We start from the raw sequence: 15,238 nt of genomic DNA on the forward strand, positions 1-15,238 counted from the left end.
CTCTACATGCTAGAGGATACGCGGCTCTCCGGATCATCCCTTGCGCGGAGCGGGCTAGGCGAGCTTGCTGGAAACGGCCTTGATCGCTTTCAGTCCCGATCCGAACCGCGCGATGGCCTCCCGGTTCTTCTCCAGCTCGCCATAGGGCAGGTAGGATATGTCGAGGTCGGCTACGCGGCTGAACGCGGGCCGCTGCAACTGCGCGCGAACGTCCGTCTCGCGCGCGTCGGGCGCGACAAGGAACAGCCCCGCGGTCGCGTGAAGGTCGCCACCGCTCAAGGCCAGGTCGAGCATCCTGACGATGCCCGAATAGATCGAGGTCGAATGCTCCACCTCGAACGCCGCGGCGACATGATCGCCGGCCTTCTCAAGCCACAGCACGTCGATCAGCCGGATCGAGTCAGCGCCCTTCGACGTCGCGATCGTGTCGGGCAGGCGCTCAAGGCATCCTGCGCCCAAGGGTGATCCGTCGAAGGCGCGGCTGCGGTCGTTCGCGGCGATCCATACGTCATAGCCGAGCGCCAACCCTAGATCGCGAAGCCATGCCTGGATTTCGGTATGGGTGCGCTCGTTCTCGCCCTCGCGCTGAGCGGCCTTGCTGAGCGTGCGCGCTTCCTCGCGCGCCGCCTCAAGCCGCTGCCCCCAGCTCGCCAGCGTCGCGCCGCTCACGTCGAGGGGCGGAGCCGGATAGCGATCGGAGCCGATGTCGAACAACAGACCGCCGATCGCGCCTAAATCATTCGATAGCAGCTCGCGGAAGCGGTCGTTGAGATCGAGGATGCCGGTCCGCATCGCCAGAAAATGCTCCCAGCTCCCGAGCTTCACATTCGCCCCCGTCAGCGCGTTGTAGCCCTTAACGATTGCGGTGTTGAAGGGCGGCACCAGCGTCGGGTGAAGGAAGTAGAGGAGGTTGGCGACCGCCGGACCCAGCCCCTTGATCTTCAAACGGTCGATCGCGTGGATATGGCTGATGATCTCCTCGGCCGTGTCGCAACAGGAACAGGCGTCGAGCAAGCGGCCGAACGCGCGCTGATTGTCGGGGCTCTCGTAAATGTCGGGGATGCGGAGCTTCGGCTTCCAGAGGAACGCATGGTCCGCGCCCTTGAAGATTTGCCGCTGCTCGGCGACGGAATGGACGACGGTTTCGAGCGACGATCCGCGGTAGGCGACGCCGAACGTGCCGCGCTCGATCTCGCCGACAACCTGGGTGATGCCGCGCCGGATTGATCGGAAGTTCTTCAACCGCTCGTCCCAAAGAAACCAGCTCCGATAGGTCGCGCCCTGATCGTCACGCCAGCGGGCAATTAAGCGGCGCACCAGGCCGTCATGGTCGGTGCCAGTAGAAAGACTGTCGATCTGCGCTGCCATATGTCCCCGATTGCCCCCGGCCCGCGTTTGGCGAGCTAGTAATAGACCTAAGCTGCGGCCCTTATGGCGTCGAGGGTGTAGAGCTGGCCCCCGCAATATGAGGGCAACGCCGCTCCCGCGCGTAGATTCAACATACACGCCAGCGGTGCCGACAGGGCCTTGACCCTAACACGGTGTCATACCCTACATGCTCTCGGGTCGAAGGAGTCTTGCCATGAACGACCCTCATTCCCATTCCCAAGCCGGGGGTTGCGGCTGTTCGAAGCCTGCGCCTGAATCGGTCTCCACGCCCTCATCCTGTTGCGGGGGCGGCTCGGCCGCTCCCGCAAAGATCGAGCACGAACATCATCACACCGAAGCGGGCGGCTGCTGCTCGGGCAGTAAGGACAACGATGCCGCAGCAGCAGTGATCGACGCGGTGTGCGGCATGACGGTCGATCCCGCAAAAACGACACACCATGCCGAGCACGCTGGTCATGCCTATCATTTCTGTAGCGCAGGATGCCGGAGCAAGTTTGTCGCCAATCCTGACGCCTATCTGAGCGATAAGCCGAAACCGGAGCCGATGGCGACGCCGGGGGCGATGTGGACGTGCCCGATGCACCCGCAAATTCGCCAGGAAGGGCCGGGAACTTGCCCAATCTGCGGCATGGCGCTCGAACCCGAAGAACCGTCGCTCGACGATACTCCCAACCCTGAGCTGGTCGACTTCACGCGCCGACTGTGGGTGGCGGGCGCGCTCACGATCCCGCTGCTCGTCGTCTCGATGTTCGCGGAAATGTTAGGCCTGCATGTGGTTAGCCCTGCGGCCTCGCCTTGGGTCCAGCTCGCACTCACCGCGCCGATCGTGCTGTGGGCGGGCTGGCCGTTTTTCGAGCGGGGGTGGACATCGCTTCGTACCCGCCATCTCAATATGTTCACACTGATCGCGATCGGCGTAGGTGCCGCCTTCCTCTATAGCGTGGTCGCGACGCTCGCGCCGGGCATCTTCCCAGCGACCTTCCGCACGCATGGGAGCATGGTTCCCGTCTATTACGAGGCGGCCGGCGTCGTGGTGACACTGGTGCTGCTCGGGCAAGTGCTCGAACTGCGCGCTAGGGCGGCGACAGGGCGCGCGATCCGCGCTCTCATGGATCTCGCCCCCAAGACGGCGCGACGCTTGCAGCCTGACGGTTCTGAAGAAGAAGTCGGGCTTGCCGACGTGGCAACCGGTGACCGGCTGCGGGTCCGCCCCGGTGAAGCCATCCCGGTCGATGGCGTCGTGGTCGAGGGTCGTTCGTCGGTCGACGAAGCCATGCTCACCGGCGAACCCGCGCCGGTCCTCAAGGAAGTCGAGGCGATCGTTACCGGGGGCACCGTCAACGGGACGGGCAGCCTGGTGATGGAAGCCCGCGCGGTTGGTTCGGACACGATGCTCGCGCGTATCGTCCGCATGGTCGCGGAAGCGCAGCGAAGCCGCGCCCCGATACAGGCGGTCGCCGATCGGGTTTCAGGATGGTTCGTGCCGCTCGTCGTGCTGATCTCGATTGCGACCTTCATCACTTGGTCGCTGGTCGGCCCTGAGCCGCGCATGGGCCATGCCCTGCTTAACGCCATCGCAGTGCTGGTGATCGCCTGCCCGTGCGCGCTCGGGCTCGCCACGCCCATGTCGATCATGGTCGGCACCGGACGCGGCGCTCAGGCCGGCGTGCTGGTGAAGAACGCGGAAGCCTTACAGGGGCTGGAAAAGGTCGATACCCTTGTCATCGACAAGACGGGTACGCTCACGGAAGGCAAGCCCAAGCTGATCGCGGTCGAGACGGTCAGCGCGGTCGGAGAGAACGACATGCTCGCGCTTGCCGCGGCCGTCGAAGGCCAATCCGAACATCCGCTCGCGCACGCAATCGTCGTTGCCGCCAAAGAACGAGGATTGCAGCTCGGCACAGTCGCGGACTTTGCCTCGCAAACCGGGCTGGGTGTCAGCGCCACGGTGGGCGGCCGCTCGGTCGTGATTGGCAATGCGGTGCAAATGAGCCGGATCGGCGCTGATCTCAAGCCGGTCGACGCCGCGGCCGATCGTCACCGTGGCGAAGGCGCGGGCATCATCCTCGTCGCGATCGACGGGGCGCTCGCCGGTCTGCTCGCAGTCGCCGATCCGGTGCGCGCATCGGCGCGCGACGCTATTGCCGCGCTTCGCAAGGAGGGCCTGCGGGTCGTCATGCTCACCGGCGACAATCGTGGGACGGCCGATGCTGTCGCGCGCGCCGTGGGCGGTCTTGATGACGTGCGCGCCGATCTGCTGCCGGAAGACAAGGCGCGTATCATCGGCGAGCTGAAAGCGAGCGGCGCAAGGGTCGCAATGGCGGGCGATGGGATCAACGACGCCCCGGCGCTCGCCGCCGCGGATGTCGGCTTGGCGATGGGAACGGGAACAGACGTGGCGATCGAAAGCGCCGGCATGACGCTCACGCGCGGCGATCTCTCGGCGATCGTGCGCGCCCGCAAGCTCGCTCGCGCGACGATGCGAAATATCCGCCAAAACCTGTTCTTCTCGTTCTTGTTCAACGGAATCGGCGTGCCGGTTGCGGCCGGCGTGCTTTACCCGGTTGCCGGTATCCTGCTGTCGCCGATGCTGGCCGGTGCAGCGATGGCGCTCTCGTCCTTCACCGTGGTCCTGAACGCACTGCGGCTCAACGCGGTAAAGCTGTGAACATCGGAGCGGCGTCGGACGCCAGCGGCGTCTCCCAACGCATGATCCGCCACTATGAAAAGATTGGTTTGGTGCCCGCGCCGCCACGGCGCGGGAACTACCGGGACTACGCCGACGCTGACGTTCATCGGCTGCGATTTATCGCCAACGCGCGCGACCTGGGGTTCCCGATCGAGGAAATCCGCACGCTGCTGGGGCTGTGGTCGGATCGCGATCGGTCGAGCGCGGAAGTGAAGACGCTGGCGGAAGCCCGCGCTGCCGAACTGGGCCGCAAGGTCCGCGTCTTGGACGCCATGCGCCGCTCGCTTACCGGGCTCGCCCAAGCCTGTCATGGCGATGATCGGCCTGATTGTCCGATCATCGAACGCTTGGCTGAATAACTTGCGCGGCTAACTTTTACTCCACTTGAGCGTGATCGTGCGTCGCACCGTTTCACGCGTTTCGCGCTGCGGCTTTGCCGCACCCCTCGATCGCCGCGCGGTTGGCCGTCACGATCCTGTCGGCCCCGACGATGGCGCGGAACGCGGTGGGACTGGCGCTCTGGATCATACGCTGCCCGGCTTCCCAGCGGGGCAAGTCGAGCGTCCGCGCCGCCATGCGCTCGGGCCATTGCCAGCTCGCCGGTGCGATCTCGCGCGCGACCAGGCCCGGCACGATCGCCCATGCGAGGATGCCGGCCGCCACCCCACCCAGGGCAAACCATAGCTGCCGATTCTTCTGGTCGGCGCGTGTCCATGCGGACCCGGCGATGGCGCGAAGATCGGCCATGATGCGGGCCTTGTCCTCGCCCGCCTTGGCGAGCGCCGCCTGATCCTCGCGCCGGGCGGCGCTGCCCGCCGCGGCGATGCGCTGCGCCATCTGCTCCGGCGTCATCGCCAGCGCCGGGGCCGCTTTCAGGAATTGGCCGATGCGCGCGACGTTCTCGCCTGCCGTGTTCACGTTCTGCTGGAGCACGCCAAGCGTCTCGGTATGGTCGGGTATGTCGATCGCCGCGCTCGGCCGCCAAGCCCTCCACGGCGCAGCGCCAGCTCGCCGCGCATGGCCTCGAACGCCTCGGCCGCGCCTGCTCCGCCCTGATCGTCCTCGTTCGTCACCTGTCGTGAGCCTGCAACCCGTGATATTCCTCCGAGTTAATCAAAGGAGACCCAACAATCACCGGACCGGTCATGCCTAAGACACCACACACGAAAGGCCCGGACGAAACCCTTTCTCTCCTCGCCGATCCCTATCGGTTCATCTCCAGGCAGTGCCAGCGCCTAGGCGCAAACGCTTTTGAATCCCGTTTCCTGCTGAAAAAGACCAACTGCCTTAAGGGGGCCAAGGCCGCCGAAATCTTCTACGATACGACCCGCTTCGAGCGCGAAGGTGCCATGCCGGTCGCTATTCAGAAGACACTGCTGGGCCAAGGCGGCGTTCAGGGTCTGGACGGCGAGACCCATCGGCACCGCAAGCAGATGTTCATGGGCCTGATGACACCAGAGCGCGTGAGGGCGCTGGCGCAATTGTTCGAGGCCGAGTGGCGCAGGGCGGTGCCGGGCTGGACGCGCAAAGGAGAGATCGTCTTCTATGACGAGTTGCATGAGCCGCTGACGCGAGCGGTATGCGCTTGGGCGGGAGTTCCTCTTCCGGACGATGAAGCCGGCAACCGCGCGGGCGAGCTGCGGGCGCTGTTCGACGCCGCCGGCTCGGCGAGCCCAAGGCATCTTTGGTCACGGCTGGCCCGTCGTCGCGTCGACGCATGGGCGAAGCGGATCATTGAAGGCATTCGGGCCGGGAGCATCGGCTCGGGCTCGGGGACCGCGGCTTACGCGATAGCCTGGCATCGCGACCGGCACGACGATCTTCTTTCGCCGCACGTCGCAGCGGTCGAACTGGTAAATGTCCTTCGCCCGACCGTCGCGATCGCAGTGTACATCACCTTCGTCGCCCACGCGCTGCAAACCTGTTCAGGGATCAGGGCGGCCTTGGTTCAGCAGCCGGACTATGCCGAGCTCTTCGTCCAAGAGGTCCGCCGATTCTATCCCTTCTTTCCCGCTGTGGTGGCGCGCGCGAGCCAAGATTTCGAGTGGGAGGGGATGGCCTTTCCGGAAGGGCGTCAAGTGGTGCTAGACCTTTATGGGAGCAATCACGACGCAGCGACCTGGGCCGACCCCCAGGAGTTTCGCCCTGAGCGTTTCAGGGCTTGGGACGAAGACTCCTTCAACTTCATTCCGCAGGGCGGCGGCGATCACTATCTCGGCCATCGCTGTCCCGGCGAATGGATCGTCCTCGCGATCATGAAGGTGGCGGCACACCTCCTCGTCAACGCGATGCGCTATGACGTACCGGACCAAGACCTGAGCATCGATTTCGCCAGGCTGCCAGCGCTTCCGAAAAGCGGCTTCGTGATGCGCAACGTCCACATAGGTGGCTAGGGCCGCGTGCCGTGGTGATGGTGATCGGCTCCGTTATCGACCGTTTGCGCGAGTACGGGGTGCGATGCGACATCTACGCAGTCGAATGTTGGTTCAGCAAGTCGATCACGGCGCACCTCGCCGCCCCGTCGCCTTCGCAACGGTCGATGGTCGCAGCCAGCAGGCTTTCTAGTTGCGCCAGATCCTCCATCTTAGCGCGCACACGCTCTAGATGGTGAGCCGCGATCTCGCGGACCTCACTGCATGACGCCTGCGCAGAACCGCCAAGAGACAGGATCGCGCGCACCTCGGCCGGGGAGAAGCCGAGTTCGCGCGCGCGACGGACGAACCCAAGTGCGCGGACGTGACCGGTCCCATATACCCGCCGCCCGCCGCTTGTGCGGGGTGGCGTTGCGAGAACACCAACGCGCTCGAAGTACCGGATCGTCTCGATATTCACGCCAGTCCGGCGAGACAGCTCGCCGATCGTGATGCTTTCCTCAACGCGCATATATTGCTTGCTCCTGTAGTCACTACAGGATGCATAACGGGCTAACCCGCTAGAGGCGATAGATGAACCAAGAGACCATCCCGCGTGAACCCCTAGGCGCACCAACGTCACGACGTCGCGCCGACACGGGGCTATCCGCCCTCGGCGCGCTTGCGAGCTTAGCCGCTGTTCTAGCTGCGGCGTCATGCTGCGTCCTGCCCCTCGCACTCGCGGCGCTCGGCCTGGGGGCGGGCCTGTCCAGCAACTTCGCCGCGCTGATACCACTACGGTGGCCGCTAACGGCGACCTCCCTCATCGGCTTGGCTGCTGGGTGGTGGGCCTACGCGCAGCGGCGGAGGTCCTGTGCTGGGGACCGGTCCTGCACAATGCCGCTGCCCTCGCGCGCGACACCTATCCTGCTCGCGATTGGAACGGTTCTGACGCTTATCGCGTTCGCCTGGGACCTCCTAGAAGCGCCGCTGATGAACGCGCTTTCCTGATGCAGCTCACCTCAACCCTGACCTGTCCCAAATGCGGCGGGGTGGCCACCGAAAGGATGCCCACCAACGCCTGCCAATTCTTCTATGATTGCCGGCATTGCGCGGTGGTGCTGCGGCCCCTGGCTGGCGACTGCTGCGTGTTCTGCTCATTTGGCGATGTCCCATGCCCTCCGATCCAGGAAGCGAAAGCAAACGGGACTGTGGCGGGCTGCTGCGGGTGAGGCGATAGCTTCACGTTTCTTCGTGAACTGGGGTCCTGCTCGCCAAGGTCGCGCAAGCGAAATTGCCTACTTCGGTCTTATTCGACCGGTTCCTGACCTGCCTCAACTGCTCATTTTCGAGAGGGCATTTGAACAGGATAGCATTTCGGGCGCTTCAAAAACCCTTGCTCCTCCAGTTGCTAGAGCATGTAACCGCAATTTGCTCTCCTGCGGACGGGGGGCTGGAGGTGGCTTTTTGACGGCCCGTGTTGAAGCAATCGGTATGTCTCGACGCTCATTAGTGGCGCGGCTGGTGGCCTGTGGAACCGGCTTGGTGCTCGGTTCTCCAACGCTCGCGCGACAGACTTCCCGGTCTGCGGCCTCGTGGAACTTCGGCGCGGCTCACCTCGAATGGGAGCCGCTGGAAGTCGGCACGGGTGATACCCTCCTTGTTTCGGCACAAGTGCGCGGAGTGCCGGCGCGGGCGGTGCTCGACAGTGGCAGCGGCGCGTCGATCATGAGCACGGCGCTCGCGGCGAAGCTCGGCTTGAACAATGGTGAGCGGCGCATGATTAGCGGGCTGAGCGCCAAGGCCCCGGTGCTGCTGGTCCGCGACATCGACGTACAGCTCGCCCGCGAAACCCGTCGCTTACCCTTTGCCGTTGTTGGTGATCTGAGTTCAGTGTCGGCGGCCTTCGGACGACCGATCGACGTTCTCCTCGGTGCCGATATGTTCACGGGCAGCTGCATCGCGCTCGATTTCGCGAACAGGCGTATGGCGGTCGTCAAGTCAGGCACGTTTCTCGCCGGCCCCGACTGGCGCGCTGTCGCGCTCGGACGCGGTGCCAAGCAGGAGCTGTTCATCCGGGCCTCCGTCGAGGGCCTGTCTCCCGTGCCCTTGATGATCGATCTTGGCAGCTCGGCCGCGCTGATGCTCTCGTCGGCCTATGCCCGCGATCAAGGGCTGTTGAACGGGAAGCTCGTCTCGACCGCGGCGATCGGCGGCGTCGATGGCGTGCGAGTCAACGATGCTTTCACAACCCAGAACATCAACATTGAAGGGCTTGGCGTCTCGAACGTCCCCACACTCGGGATGAGAGCTTGGCTCTCCACCAGCACGGTTGGCAATGTCGGCCTACCGCTGATCGCTCAATTCGACGTGGTGTTCGACGTGACCGCCGGATTCGTGTGGCTCCGGCCACTCGGTCCTCGTCGTCGCCTGCCGATGCTGAAGGACCGTAGCGGCCTTGGCCTCGCAGCCTCACCAACGGCGCTCACCGTCGTTCATGTGGCGGCGAACAGTCCCGCGGAAAAGGCTGGCTGGGCGGTCGGCGACCGGATCGTGGCGGTGAACGGCCATTCGATCGATGCGAACTATACGCGTGGGGAGCTCTGGCAAGTGCGCTCCCGGCCTGCTGGCACCCTCGTAAAGCTGACGATGGCCTCGGGTGATGTGCGCGACCTCAGGCTAGCCGACTATTACTGATCGGCTTGAGGGTGGCCTTTGCCGATCGCCTTCATGATCCGACAATCGGCCATGCGCGCCTTGGTGCAGCTCTGGCTGAGCATTGCCAACTCATCCCGCAACACCGCGAGTTGCGCCAGCCTCTCCTCAACATCCTTGAGGTGCTGAGCAGCGATAGCTGAGGCGGCACCACAATCCTGGTCCGGGTTCTGCGCCAGCCCCATCAACGATCGTATTTCGTCGACCGAAAAGCCGAGCCGGCGACCGTTGCGGATGAAGTGCAAACGCTCGATGTCGCTGGCATCATAGGTTCTACGGCCCGACGCCGTGCGCGGGGCGGAGCGCAGCAACCCGATCGACTCATAAAACCGGATCGTCGTCACTTTTGTCGACGTCTCGCTGGCGAGCTGCCCAATCATCACCGGCTTCATCATGCCATCCTTGCTAATGCGAACGTGTCGCACATTTCGCTTGCTTCTACAGCGACTGGAGGTGGTAAGGAAGGCCGCATGAATGCTTCTACCGAAAGCTGCGGGTGCCACGGGGAGCCCGCGCGCGCGCAAACCGATCCGGCCTATCGCCGTGCGCTGCTGACCGTCGTGGTGCTCAACCTCGGCTTCGGAGTCGCCGAGCTGTTCGGCGGGTTCATCGCCGATAGCCAAGCGCTGAAAGCGGATTCCCTCGATTTTCTCGGGGACGGGTCGATCAGCCTTATCGGTCTTCTCGCGCTTGCCTGGTCCGCACGGGCGAGGGCAAAGGTCGCGCTGACGCAGGGGTTGTTTCTCGGTGCGCTTGGCGTGGGCGTAATCGGTTTCGCGATTTGGCGCGCCCTGAACGCAACCGCGCCGGATGCCGAACTGATGGGCACAATCGGCGTTGTCGCGCTCGCGATCAATGTCGTGTCCGCCTTGGTGCTTGCGCGTTTCCGGGAAGGGGACGCCAATGTTCGCGCGATCTGGCTGTTCAGCCGCAACGACGCGCTCGCCAATGTCGCGGTGATCGCCGCGGCCGGTCTGGTGGCGTGGACAGGAAGCGCCTGGCCGGACCTCGCCGTCGCCGGCCTCATCGCCCTCCTGTTCCTCCACTCCGCTTATGAAATCGTCACTGGCGCTCGGCGCGAACTGGGAGAGCGGTAGTGCGTCTGCTCACCTTGATCCGGGCAATGCTCTCGCTGCGGCTGCTCGCCGCGCTCGCTGCGCTGCTGATCCCTGCTGCGGCATTCGCCGAACCCGGCGACGTGCAAACCGCATGGCGGCTGCTCGACTATATGGCCGTCGATTATGGAGGCGCGGTCGCGAACGGTCGGATCAAGAGCGCGTCGGAATACGCCGAAATGAATGAGTTTGCCGCGTCGGTCTCGACACGGCTTCAAGGCCTGCCGGCGAAGCCGGAGCGCCAAGCCCTCATTCAGCGGGCCGCCAACCTCCAAGCGGTAATCGCGGAAAAGGGATCGACTGAACAGGTGGCCACACTGGCGCACGGGCTCGCGGCCGATCTGCTGCGCGCCTACCCGGTGCCGCTCGCGCCCGATAAGGCTCCGAACCTCGTCTCCGGCCATGCCCTGTTCCAACAATCCTGCGCGTCCTGTCACGGCATGACGGGCAACGGCCGTGGCCCCGACGCCGCCAAGCTCGCGACACCCCCGATCGCCTTTACCGATGCCGAACGTGCGCGCCAGCGCAGCGTCTTCGCGCTCTATCAGGTGGTGACGCAGGGCATCGACGGGACGGCGATGCAGAGCTTCGCCGATCTGCCGAACGATCAGCGCTGGGCGGTAGCATTCCGAGCCGGGAGCTTCGCCTTCACGGACGCGCAGGCGCGCGAAGGCGAGCGGCTGTGGAAATCCGATCCGACCCTTCGCCGTCGCATCCCGGACCTGAAAACCCTGGTCGCACTCACCCCGGCCGCGCTCGGCGCGGCGATCGGCGACGCCAAGGCTGACGCCGTGCTCGCGTTCCTGCGTCGCCACCCTGAACAGGTGATGCAACAGGCTCCCGGCTCGCTCGCGGTCGCCCGCGCCAAACTCGCCGAAAGCGTGGCCGCTGCCCGGCGTGGCGATGCGCGGATGGCAAAAGAGCTGGCGCTGTCAGCCTATCTCGATGGGTTCGAGCCGATCGAACCAACGCTCACCGCGCGCGACGCGACGCTGATGGGCCGAATCGAGGGCGCCATGGGGGAGTTCCGCGCCGCGATCGACCGGGGCGCATCGCCCGATGATCTCGCGGAGAAGGTCACGGTGCTGGGCGGCTTTTTCGATGATGCAGAAGCGGCGCTCGCGCCCGATGCCGCCACCGAGGCGTCCACGTTCCTGGGCGCGTTCACGATCCTGCTGCGTGAAGGGCTCGAAGCCCTGCTCATCGTCGTCGCCATGATCGCATTCCTGCGTAAAGCCGACCGCGGCGAGGCGCTGCGCTACGTTCATGGCGGCTGGGTCAGCGCGATCATCGCGGGCGGAATCACCTGGGCGGTCGCCACCTATGCAATCGGGATCAGCGGCGCGAGCCGGGAGCTGACCGAAGGGTTCGGCTCGCTGTTCGCCGCGTTCGTGCTGCTCTCGGTCGGGATTTGGATGCACGGTAAGGCGCAAGCCGATCAGTGGCAGCGCTATATTCGCGAGAAGATGTCGCGGGCGCTCTCGGGCGGGTCGGGCTGGTTCCTGTTCGGACTCGCCTTCGTGGTCGTCTATCGCGAGGTTTTCGAGACGATCCTGTTCTACGCCGCTCTCTCCGCGCAAGGTGACAACGGGATGCTGCTCGCCGGCGCCGGATCGGCCATTGGACTGCTTGGTGTGATCGCCTGGGCAATGCTCCGCTACAGCCGCAAGCTGCCGATCGCGCAGTTCTTCCGCTATAGCTCCTGGCTCATGGCCGTTCTGACCGTCGTGCTTGCGGGCAAGGGCGTCGCCGCTCTCCAGGAGGCCGGCCTTATCAACATCGCACCGCTCGCGGACGTGCCGCGGCTGTCGATGCTAGGGTTATTCCCCACCTGGCAATCGGTGCTGGCGCAACTCCTGATGGCGGTCGCCATCGCAGTGGGGTTTGCCTGGAATCGGCGCAACCGATCTCGCTCGGGTTCCGGCCCGGCGACGGCTCACTAGGCGAGGCTCGCATTTGCCCCCGCTTCGCTCGCGCACACTGGCCGGCATGTCGCGCATCCGCGACGGGCGCCAGGACCTCGCGGGTACGCAGCGGACATGAAAGCGGGCACGGCCACGCTGCTGATCGCCACGGGGGCCGCGCTAGACCTGGCGACCAAGGCATGGGCGCGGGCTGCGCTCGAACCCTATGGGCCGGCGGGCGATTTCCTGCCCTTCGTCTCGCTGCGCCTGACCTTTAACGAGGGCGTGTCGTTCAGCCTGCTCGCCTCTGATGGCGACGTCGGGCGCGCCCTCCTGATCGGGCTCACGGCAATCCTGACCCTCGGCCTTGTCGCGTGGGCCTACCGCTCGCAGGGCTGGCAGCGCACGGCCTTAGCGGTCGCCGCGGCCGGCGCCGTGGGCAATCTGATCGACCGCGCCGCACGCTGGTCTGTAACCGACTTCCTCGGGCTGCACTTCGGGAGCTGGCACCCCTTCGTTTTCAACCTCGCCGACGTGTGGATTTCGCTCGGGGTCGGGCTACTGCTGCTCGGGCCATACTTACCCGCAAGAGGATCGACGGCAGAAGCGTTTCGCCGGAATGGCGCTGAACGCCCGGCAGCTACGGACGGAGGGCCGTGATGACAGAGAGTTCTCGCGACAGGCGCCCTTGATGGAGGCAACCGTCCGCCCCCGCCTTTTCGGCTGATACCGAGCTAAGGCTTGTGTGCCGAGTAGATAGAAATGGAGCCGGTCGGCGTTGATATCGACTGGCGCTCGATCACGCGATCGAACCCCGCCGCGGCGAACATGCGGGGTAGCACGCCATCAGCGTTCGGCTGGGTGTTCGCGAACCCGTCGAGGCGCTGAATCTGCCGAAACAGAGCCCGCATCGTCCGGCTGCGCTGCTCGCCATAGTCGGCAACGAAACGCGCGCCGCTTGGCCGCAGAACGTCAAATATCGCGTCAAGGATCGCCCGTTTTATGACAAGCGGGCATTGATGGAATATCAATCTCGACACGACCTTATCGACCGGCTCGATCCCGGTCCTCGCCAGCTCGTCACCCATCGCCTCGGTCCATTCGATCGCGGCGCGCGTTTTGGCTGCCTTCGCGTGGGCGATCTTCAACACGGACGGGTCGGGGTCCACCCCGATAACGCGCGCGGCCGGGCATTGCCGCTTCACCATGATTGCGAAGCTGCCCGTCCCGCATCCTACATCTAGAATCGTTTCGCTCGGGCTGGGGGCCGCCAATTGCAGCAGCGCGGTTCGCCATCGGCGCTCGCGCGTCAGCAACGCTATCGCATGATCGTATAGACCGGTCAGCTCGGGGCGGCCCAGCGCGGCACGTAATCGCGATCGAGGACGACGGGGTGCCGCTGTTTCATCCTGCCAACGGTTCCATCGTCATTGCCGAAACATCATGCATTTTCTCCCCGATGCCTTTGAGGTCGAATGGCACCCACGAGTCCCGCCAGATACTTGGCGTTCAAAGCAAAGAGCCCGCCGGCGAGCACGATGTAAAACCAGCCGAGTGCGGTCAAGCTGGCGACAGTGCGTGCCTCATCACCCTGCCAGGCTACAGCGAGCACGACCTGAACGATGAATAGCCCGGCAAGCGCTGCCGCCCCAAGCAAGCTCAGCCCGAGGCGAAGTAGGAGGGCGATGCCGAACAGCGACTGCGCCGCGGTCAGGAAGAACTCCTCATGCTGGCGCGCGTCGAGTGGTAAACTCGAAAGCTGGCCCGCACCTAGACTGACGGCGAGGGGCAACATGCCGACCAGCAAGGTCCACTGGTTGATCTTGTCGGAAATCATCGTCGCTAAGCCCTGTTCGGACCGCCTCGCCAACACGAAGAGAATGGCGACTGTGACCGCGGGGGCTTCGCTGGCGAGCGGCGCGAGCCATTGGATCAGCAGGAACTCGTCGAACCCGAGCTGACGGCCGGAGTCGACCATCGCTTCGGCGAACGGCTCCGCCGACGCGAGGATTACCGCGGCTGCCACCAAGGTCAGTCCGCCCATGACAAGCCATTGGCGCGTCGGAGAGAGCAGGGTGAGCGCAGCCGCAGGACCGGGCTCGTCATCATCGTCGTCGTCGCTGCCCGCGCCTTCACCCTTGTCGCTCGCTCGCCACATATACAGGCCGAACAAAGCAATGAGCAGGACCGTATCGACGATGCTGATTGCGTCCTTCAAGAGGACGCTGAACGCATAAAGGCTGGGCACGAGGAGGAAGAGGATCTCGACCCGGTTGGCGCTAGAAAGCGAAATTGCGCGTTCGCCTGTCTTGCGCCAATGAAGCAGCACCAGAAGCGGCCAGGCGATGCCGACCAGCAGCCGGTTCGCACCGGTCATATTTGCTGCCGCATAGTGGACGTAATTGGACCCTGGATTAGCCCCAGCCGAGTAGGCGTAGTAGAAGTCCACGGCATATTCCGGGAGCACGGTGATCAGCGCCACGATGGCGACGATCAGGCCCGCGGAGATGCGCGACTCCGCGGCTTCCGCTCCCCATGACAGGTAGAAGCCGGCTGCCAGGATGGCAGCGCCGAACAGCATGGCGTCGAGCAGAGGGTTTGGCCGCCACCCCTCGATCCTCAGAATAATGGCTGGGATCATGGCAAGCGCGGTTAGCGCGACCAGCATGACGAAGCGGCGCAACGATGCTGGATGCGCCTCCGAAGGGAAGAGATCGACTTGCCTCATCATCGTTTCGCCCCTCCGTTGTGGTCAGCGTCGGCCGTCGGGGTAATGATCTCGACCGCCTCCAAGGTAATCAGTCCGATTTCCGGAACGTCGGCGAGCTGGGTCGCAAACGAACGCAGCCTAGGGTCTTCGTCGACGATCTCGACGACCACGGCGCGGTCGCTTTCGAGCACATGGCGACGGTGGACGTGCGCCGATCGGCCGAATCCAATGAGCGCCTCCAGGACCGTCACTCCGGCAAGCCCGGCGTCTCGCGCCCGAGAGGCGACAACCTCATAGACCTTGCGATCTCCGACATAGGCGGCCTCGTCGGTGTAGATGCGGAGCAGTCTGGCTTGCTGGTTCAT

At 64.7% G+C, this 15,238-nt stretch carries 16 protein-coding genes; 9 read left to right on the forward strand and 7 right to left on the reverse strand.

Features of this window, described 5'->3' with window-relative positions; all coding sequences use genetic code 11:
* Nucleotides 1–54: 54 nt before the first annotated feature.
* Complete coding sequence (locus FFS08_RS14305) at nt 55–1,368, reverse strand: type II restriction enzyme NmeDI-related protein (protein ID WP_017980793.1); 1,314 nt, start codon at nt 1,366–1,368, stop codon at nt 55–57.
* Nucleotides 1,369–1,699: 331 nt separating this feature from the next.
* Between FFS08_RS14305 and FFS08_RS14310 the strand changes: the two genes are divergently transcribed.
* Complete coding sequence (locus tag FFS08_RS14310) at nt 1,700–4,057, forward strand: heavy metal translocating P-type ATPase (protein WP_371262954.1); 2,358 nt, start codon at nt 1,700–1,702, stop codon at nt 4,055–4,057.
* The gene (gene cueR / locus FFS08_RS14315) at nt 4,054–4,437 is read left to right on the forward strand and encodes a Cu(I)-responsive transcriptional regulator (protein ID WP_017980795.1); all 384 of its coding nucleotides are present in this window, start codon (nt 4,054–4,056) and stop codon (nt 4,435–4,437) included. Before FFS08_RS14310 ends, cueR begins: the two co-directional genes overlap by 4 nt.
* A 52-nt stretch (nt 4,438–4,489) precedes the next feature.
* Here the strand turns inward: cueR and FFS08_RS14320 are convergent, their stop codons facing one another.
* A complete protein-coding gene (locus tag FFS08_RS14320; RefSeq protein WP_017980796.1) occupies nt 4,490–5,011 on the reverse strand; it encodes a DUF6118 family protein in 522 nt (173 codons plus the stop codon).
* 212 nt (nt 5,012–5,223) lie between these two features.
* Between FFS08_RS14320 and FFS08_RS14325 the strand changes: the two genes are divergently transcribed.
* Nucleotides 5,224–6,471 (forward strand): cytochrome P450, encoded by a 1,248-nt coding sequence (locus FFS08_RS14325; protein WP_017980797.1) that lies wholly within the window; start codon nt 5,224–5,226, stop codon nt 6,469–6,471.
* A 73-nt stretch (nt 6,472–6,544) separates the two neighbouring features.
* On the opposite strand, the gene FFS08_RS14330 is transcribed toward FFS08_RS14325, so the two are convergent.
* Nucleotides 6,545–6,961, reverse strand: coding sequence for a MerR family transcriptional regulator (locus tag FFS08_RS14330; protein WP_017980798.1), 417 nt, complete (start codon nt 6,959–6,961; stop codon nt 6,545–6,547).
* A gap of 62 nt (nt 6,962–7,023) precedes the next feature.
* On the opposite strand from FFS08_RS14330, the gene FFS08_RS14335 reads away from it, so the two are divergent.
* From FFS08_RS14335 to FFS08_RS14345, 3 genes are all read left to right on the forward strand, one after another.
* On the forward strand, nt 7,024–7,440 hold the full coding sequence (locus tag FFS08_RS14335; RefSeq protein WP_017980799.1) for a mercuric transporter MerT family protein: 417 nt from the start codon (nt 7,024–7,026) through the stop codon (nt 7,438–7,440).
* Entirely contained in the window at nt 7,440–7,661 is a 222-nt protein-coding gene (locus FFS08_RS24240; RefSeq protein WP_081609171.1) for a GDCCVxC domain-containing (seleno)protein, read from the forward strand. The genes FFS08_RS14335 and FFS08_RS24240 overlap by 1 nt, the downstream gene beginning before the upstream one ends.
* A 262-nt stretch (nt 7,662–7,923) precedes the next feature.
* Nucleotides 7,924–9,126: an aspartyl protease family protein gene (locus tag FFS08_RS14345; protein ID WP_082795033.1), complete on the forward strand. Its 1,203-nt coding sequence runs from the start codon at nt 7,924–7,926 to the stop codon at nt 9,124–9,126.
* Here FFS08_RS14345 and FFS08_RS14350 read toward each other — a convergent pair.
* On the reverse strand, nt 9,120–9,536 hold the full coding sequence (locus FFS08_RS14350) for a MerR family transcriptional regulator (RefSeq protein WP_004212867.1): 417 nt from the start codon (nt 9,534–9,536) through the stop codon (nt 9,120–9,122). The genes FFS08_RS14345 and FFS08_RS14350 overlap by 7 nt on opposite strands.
* Before the next feature lie 78 nt (nt 9,537–9,614).
* Here FFS08_RS14350 and FFS08_RS14355 point away from each other — a divergent pair, with 78 nt between their 5' ends.
* From FFS08_RS14355 to lspA, 3 genes are all read left to right on the forward strand, one after another.
* Entirely contained in the window at nt 9,615–10,241 is a 627-nt protein-coding gene (locus FFS08_RS14355) for a cation efflux transmembrane domain-containing protein (protein WP_004212870.1), read from the forward strand.
* Entirely contained in the window at nt 10,241–12,202 is a 1,962-nt protein-coding gene (locus tag FFS08_RS14360; RefSeq protein ID WP_064311260.1) for a cytochrome c/FTR1 family iron permease, read from the forward strand. The genes FFS08_RS14355 and FFS08_RS14360 overlap by 1 nt, the downstream gene beginning before the upstream one ends.
* A gap of 96 nt (nt 12,203–12,298) precedes the next feature.
* Complete coding sequence (gene lspA / locus FFS08_RS14365; RefSeq protein WP_064311259.1) at nt 12,299–12,823, forward strand: signal peptidase II; 525 nt, start codon at nt 12,299–12,301, stop codon at nt 12,821–12,823.
* 74 nt (nt 12,824–12,897) lie between these two features.
* Here the strand turns inward: lspA and FFS08_RS14370 are convergent, their stop codons facing one another.
* The 3 genes from FFS08_RS14370 to FFS08_RS14380 form a co-directional block, all read right to left on the reverse strand.
* Entirely contained in the window at nt 12,898–13,479 is a 582-nt protein-coding gene (locus FFS08_RS14370) for a class I SAM-dependent methyltransferase (RefSeq protein ID WP_232318420.1), read from the reverse strand.
* 125 nt (nt 13,480–13,604) lie between these two features.
* Nucleotides 13,605–14,894 (reverse strand): calcium:cation antiporter family protein, encoded by a 1,290-nt coding sequence (locus FFS08_RS14375; protein WP_198161971.1) that lies wholly within the window; start codon nt 14,892–14,894, stop codon nt 13,605–13,607.
* Complete coding sequence (locus FFS08_RS14380) at nt 14,891–15,238, reverse strand: DUF190 domain-containing protein (RefSeq protein WP_064311318.1); 348 nt, start codon at nt 15,236–15,238, stop codon at nt 14,891–14,893. Before FFS08_RS14380 ends, FFS08_RS14375 begins: the two co-directional genes overlap by 4 nt.

This window comes from Sphingomonas sp. 1F27F7B, from assembly GCF_005503355.1.
Classification (GTDB): domain Bacteria; phylum Pseudomonadota; class Alphaproteobacteria; order Sphingomonadales; family Sphingomonadaceae; genus Sphingomonas.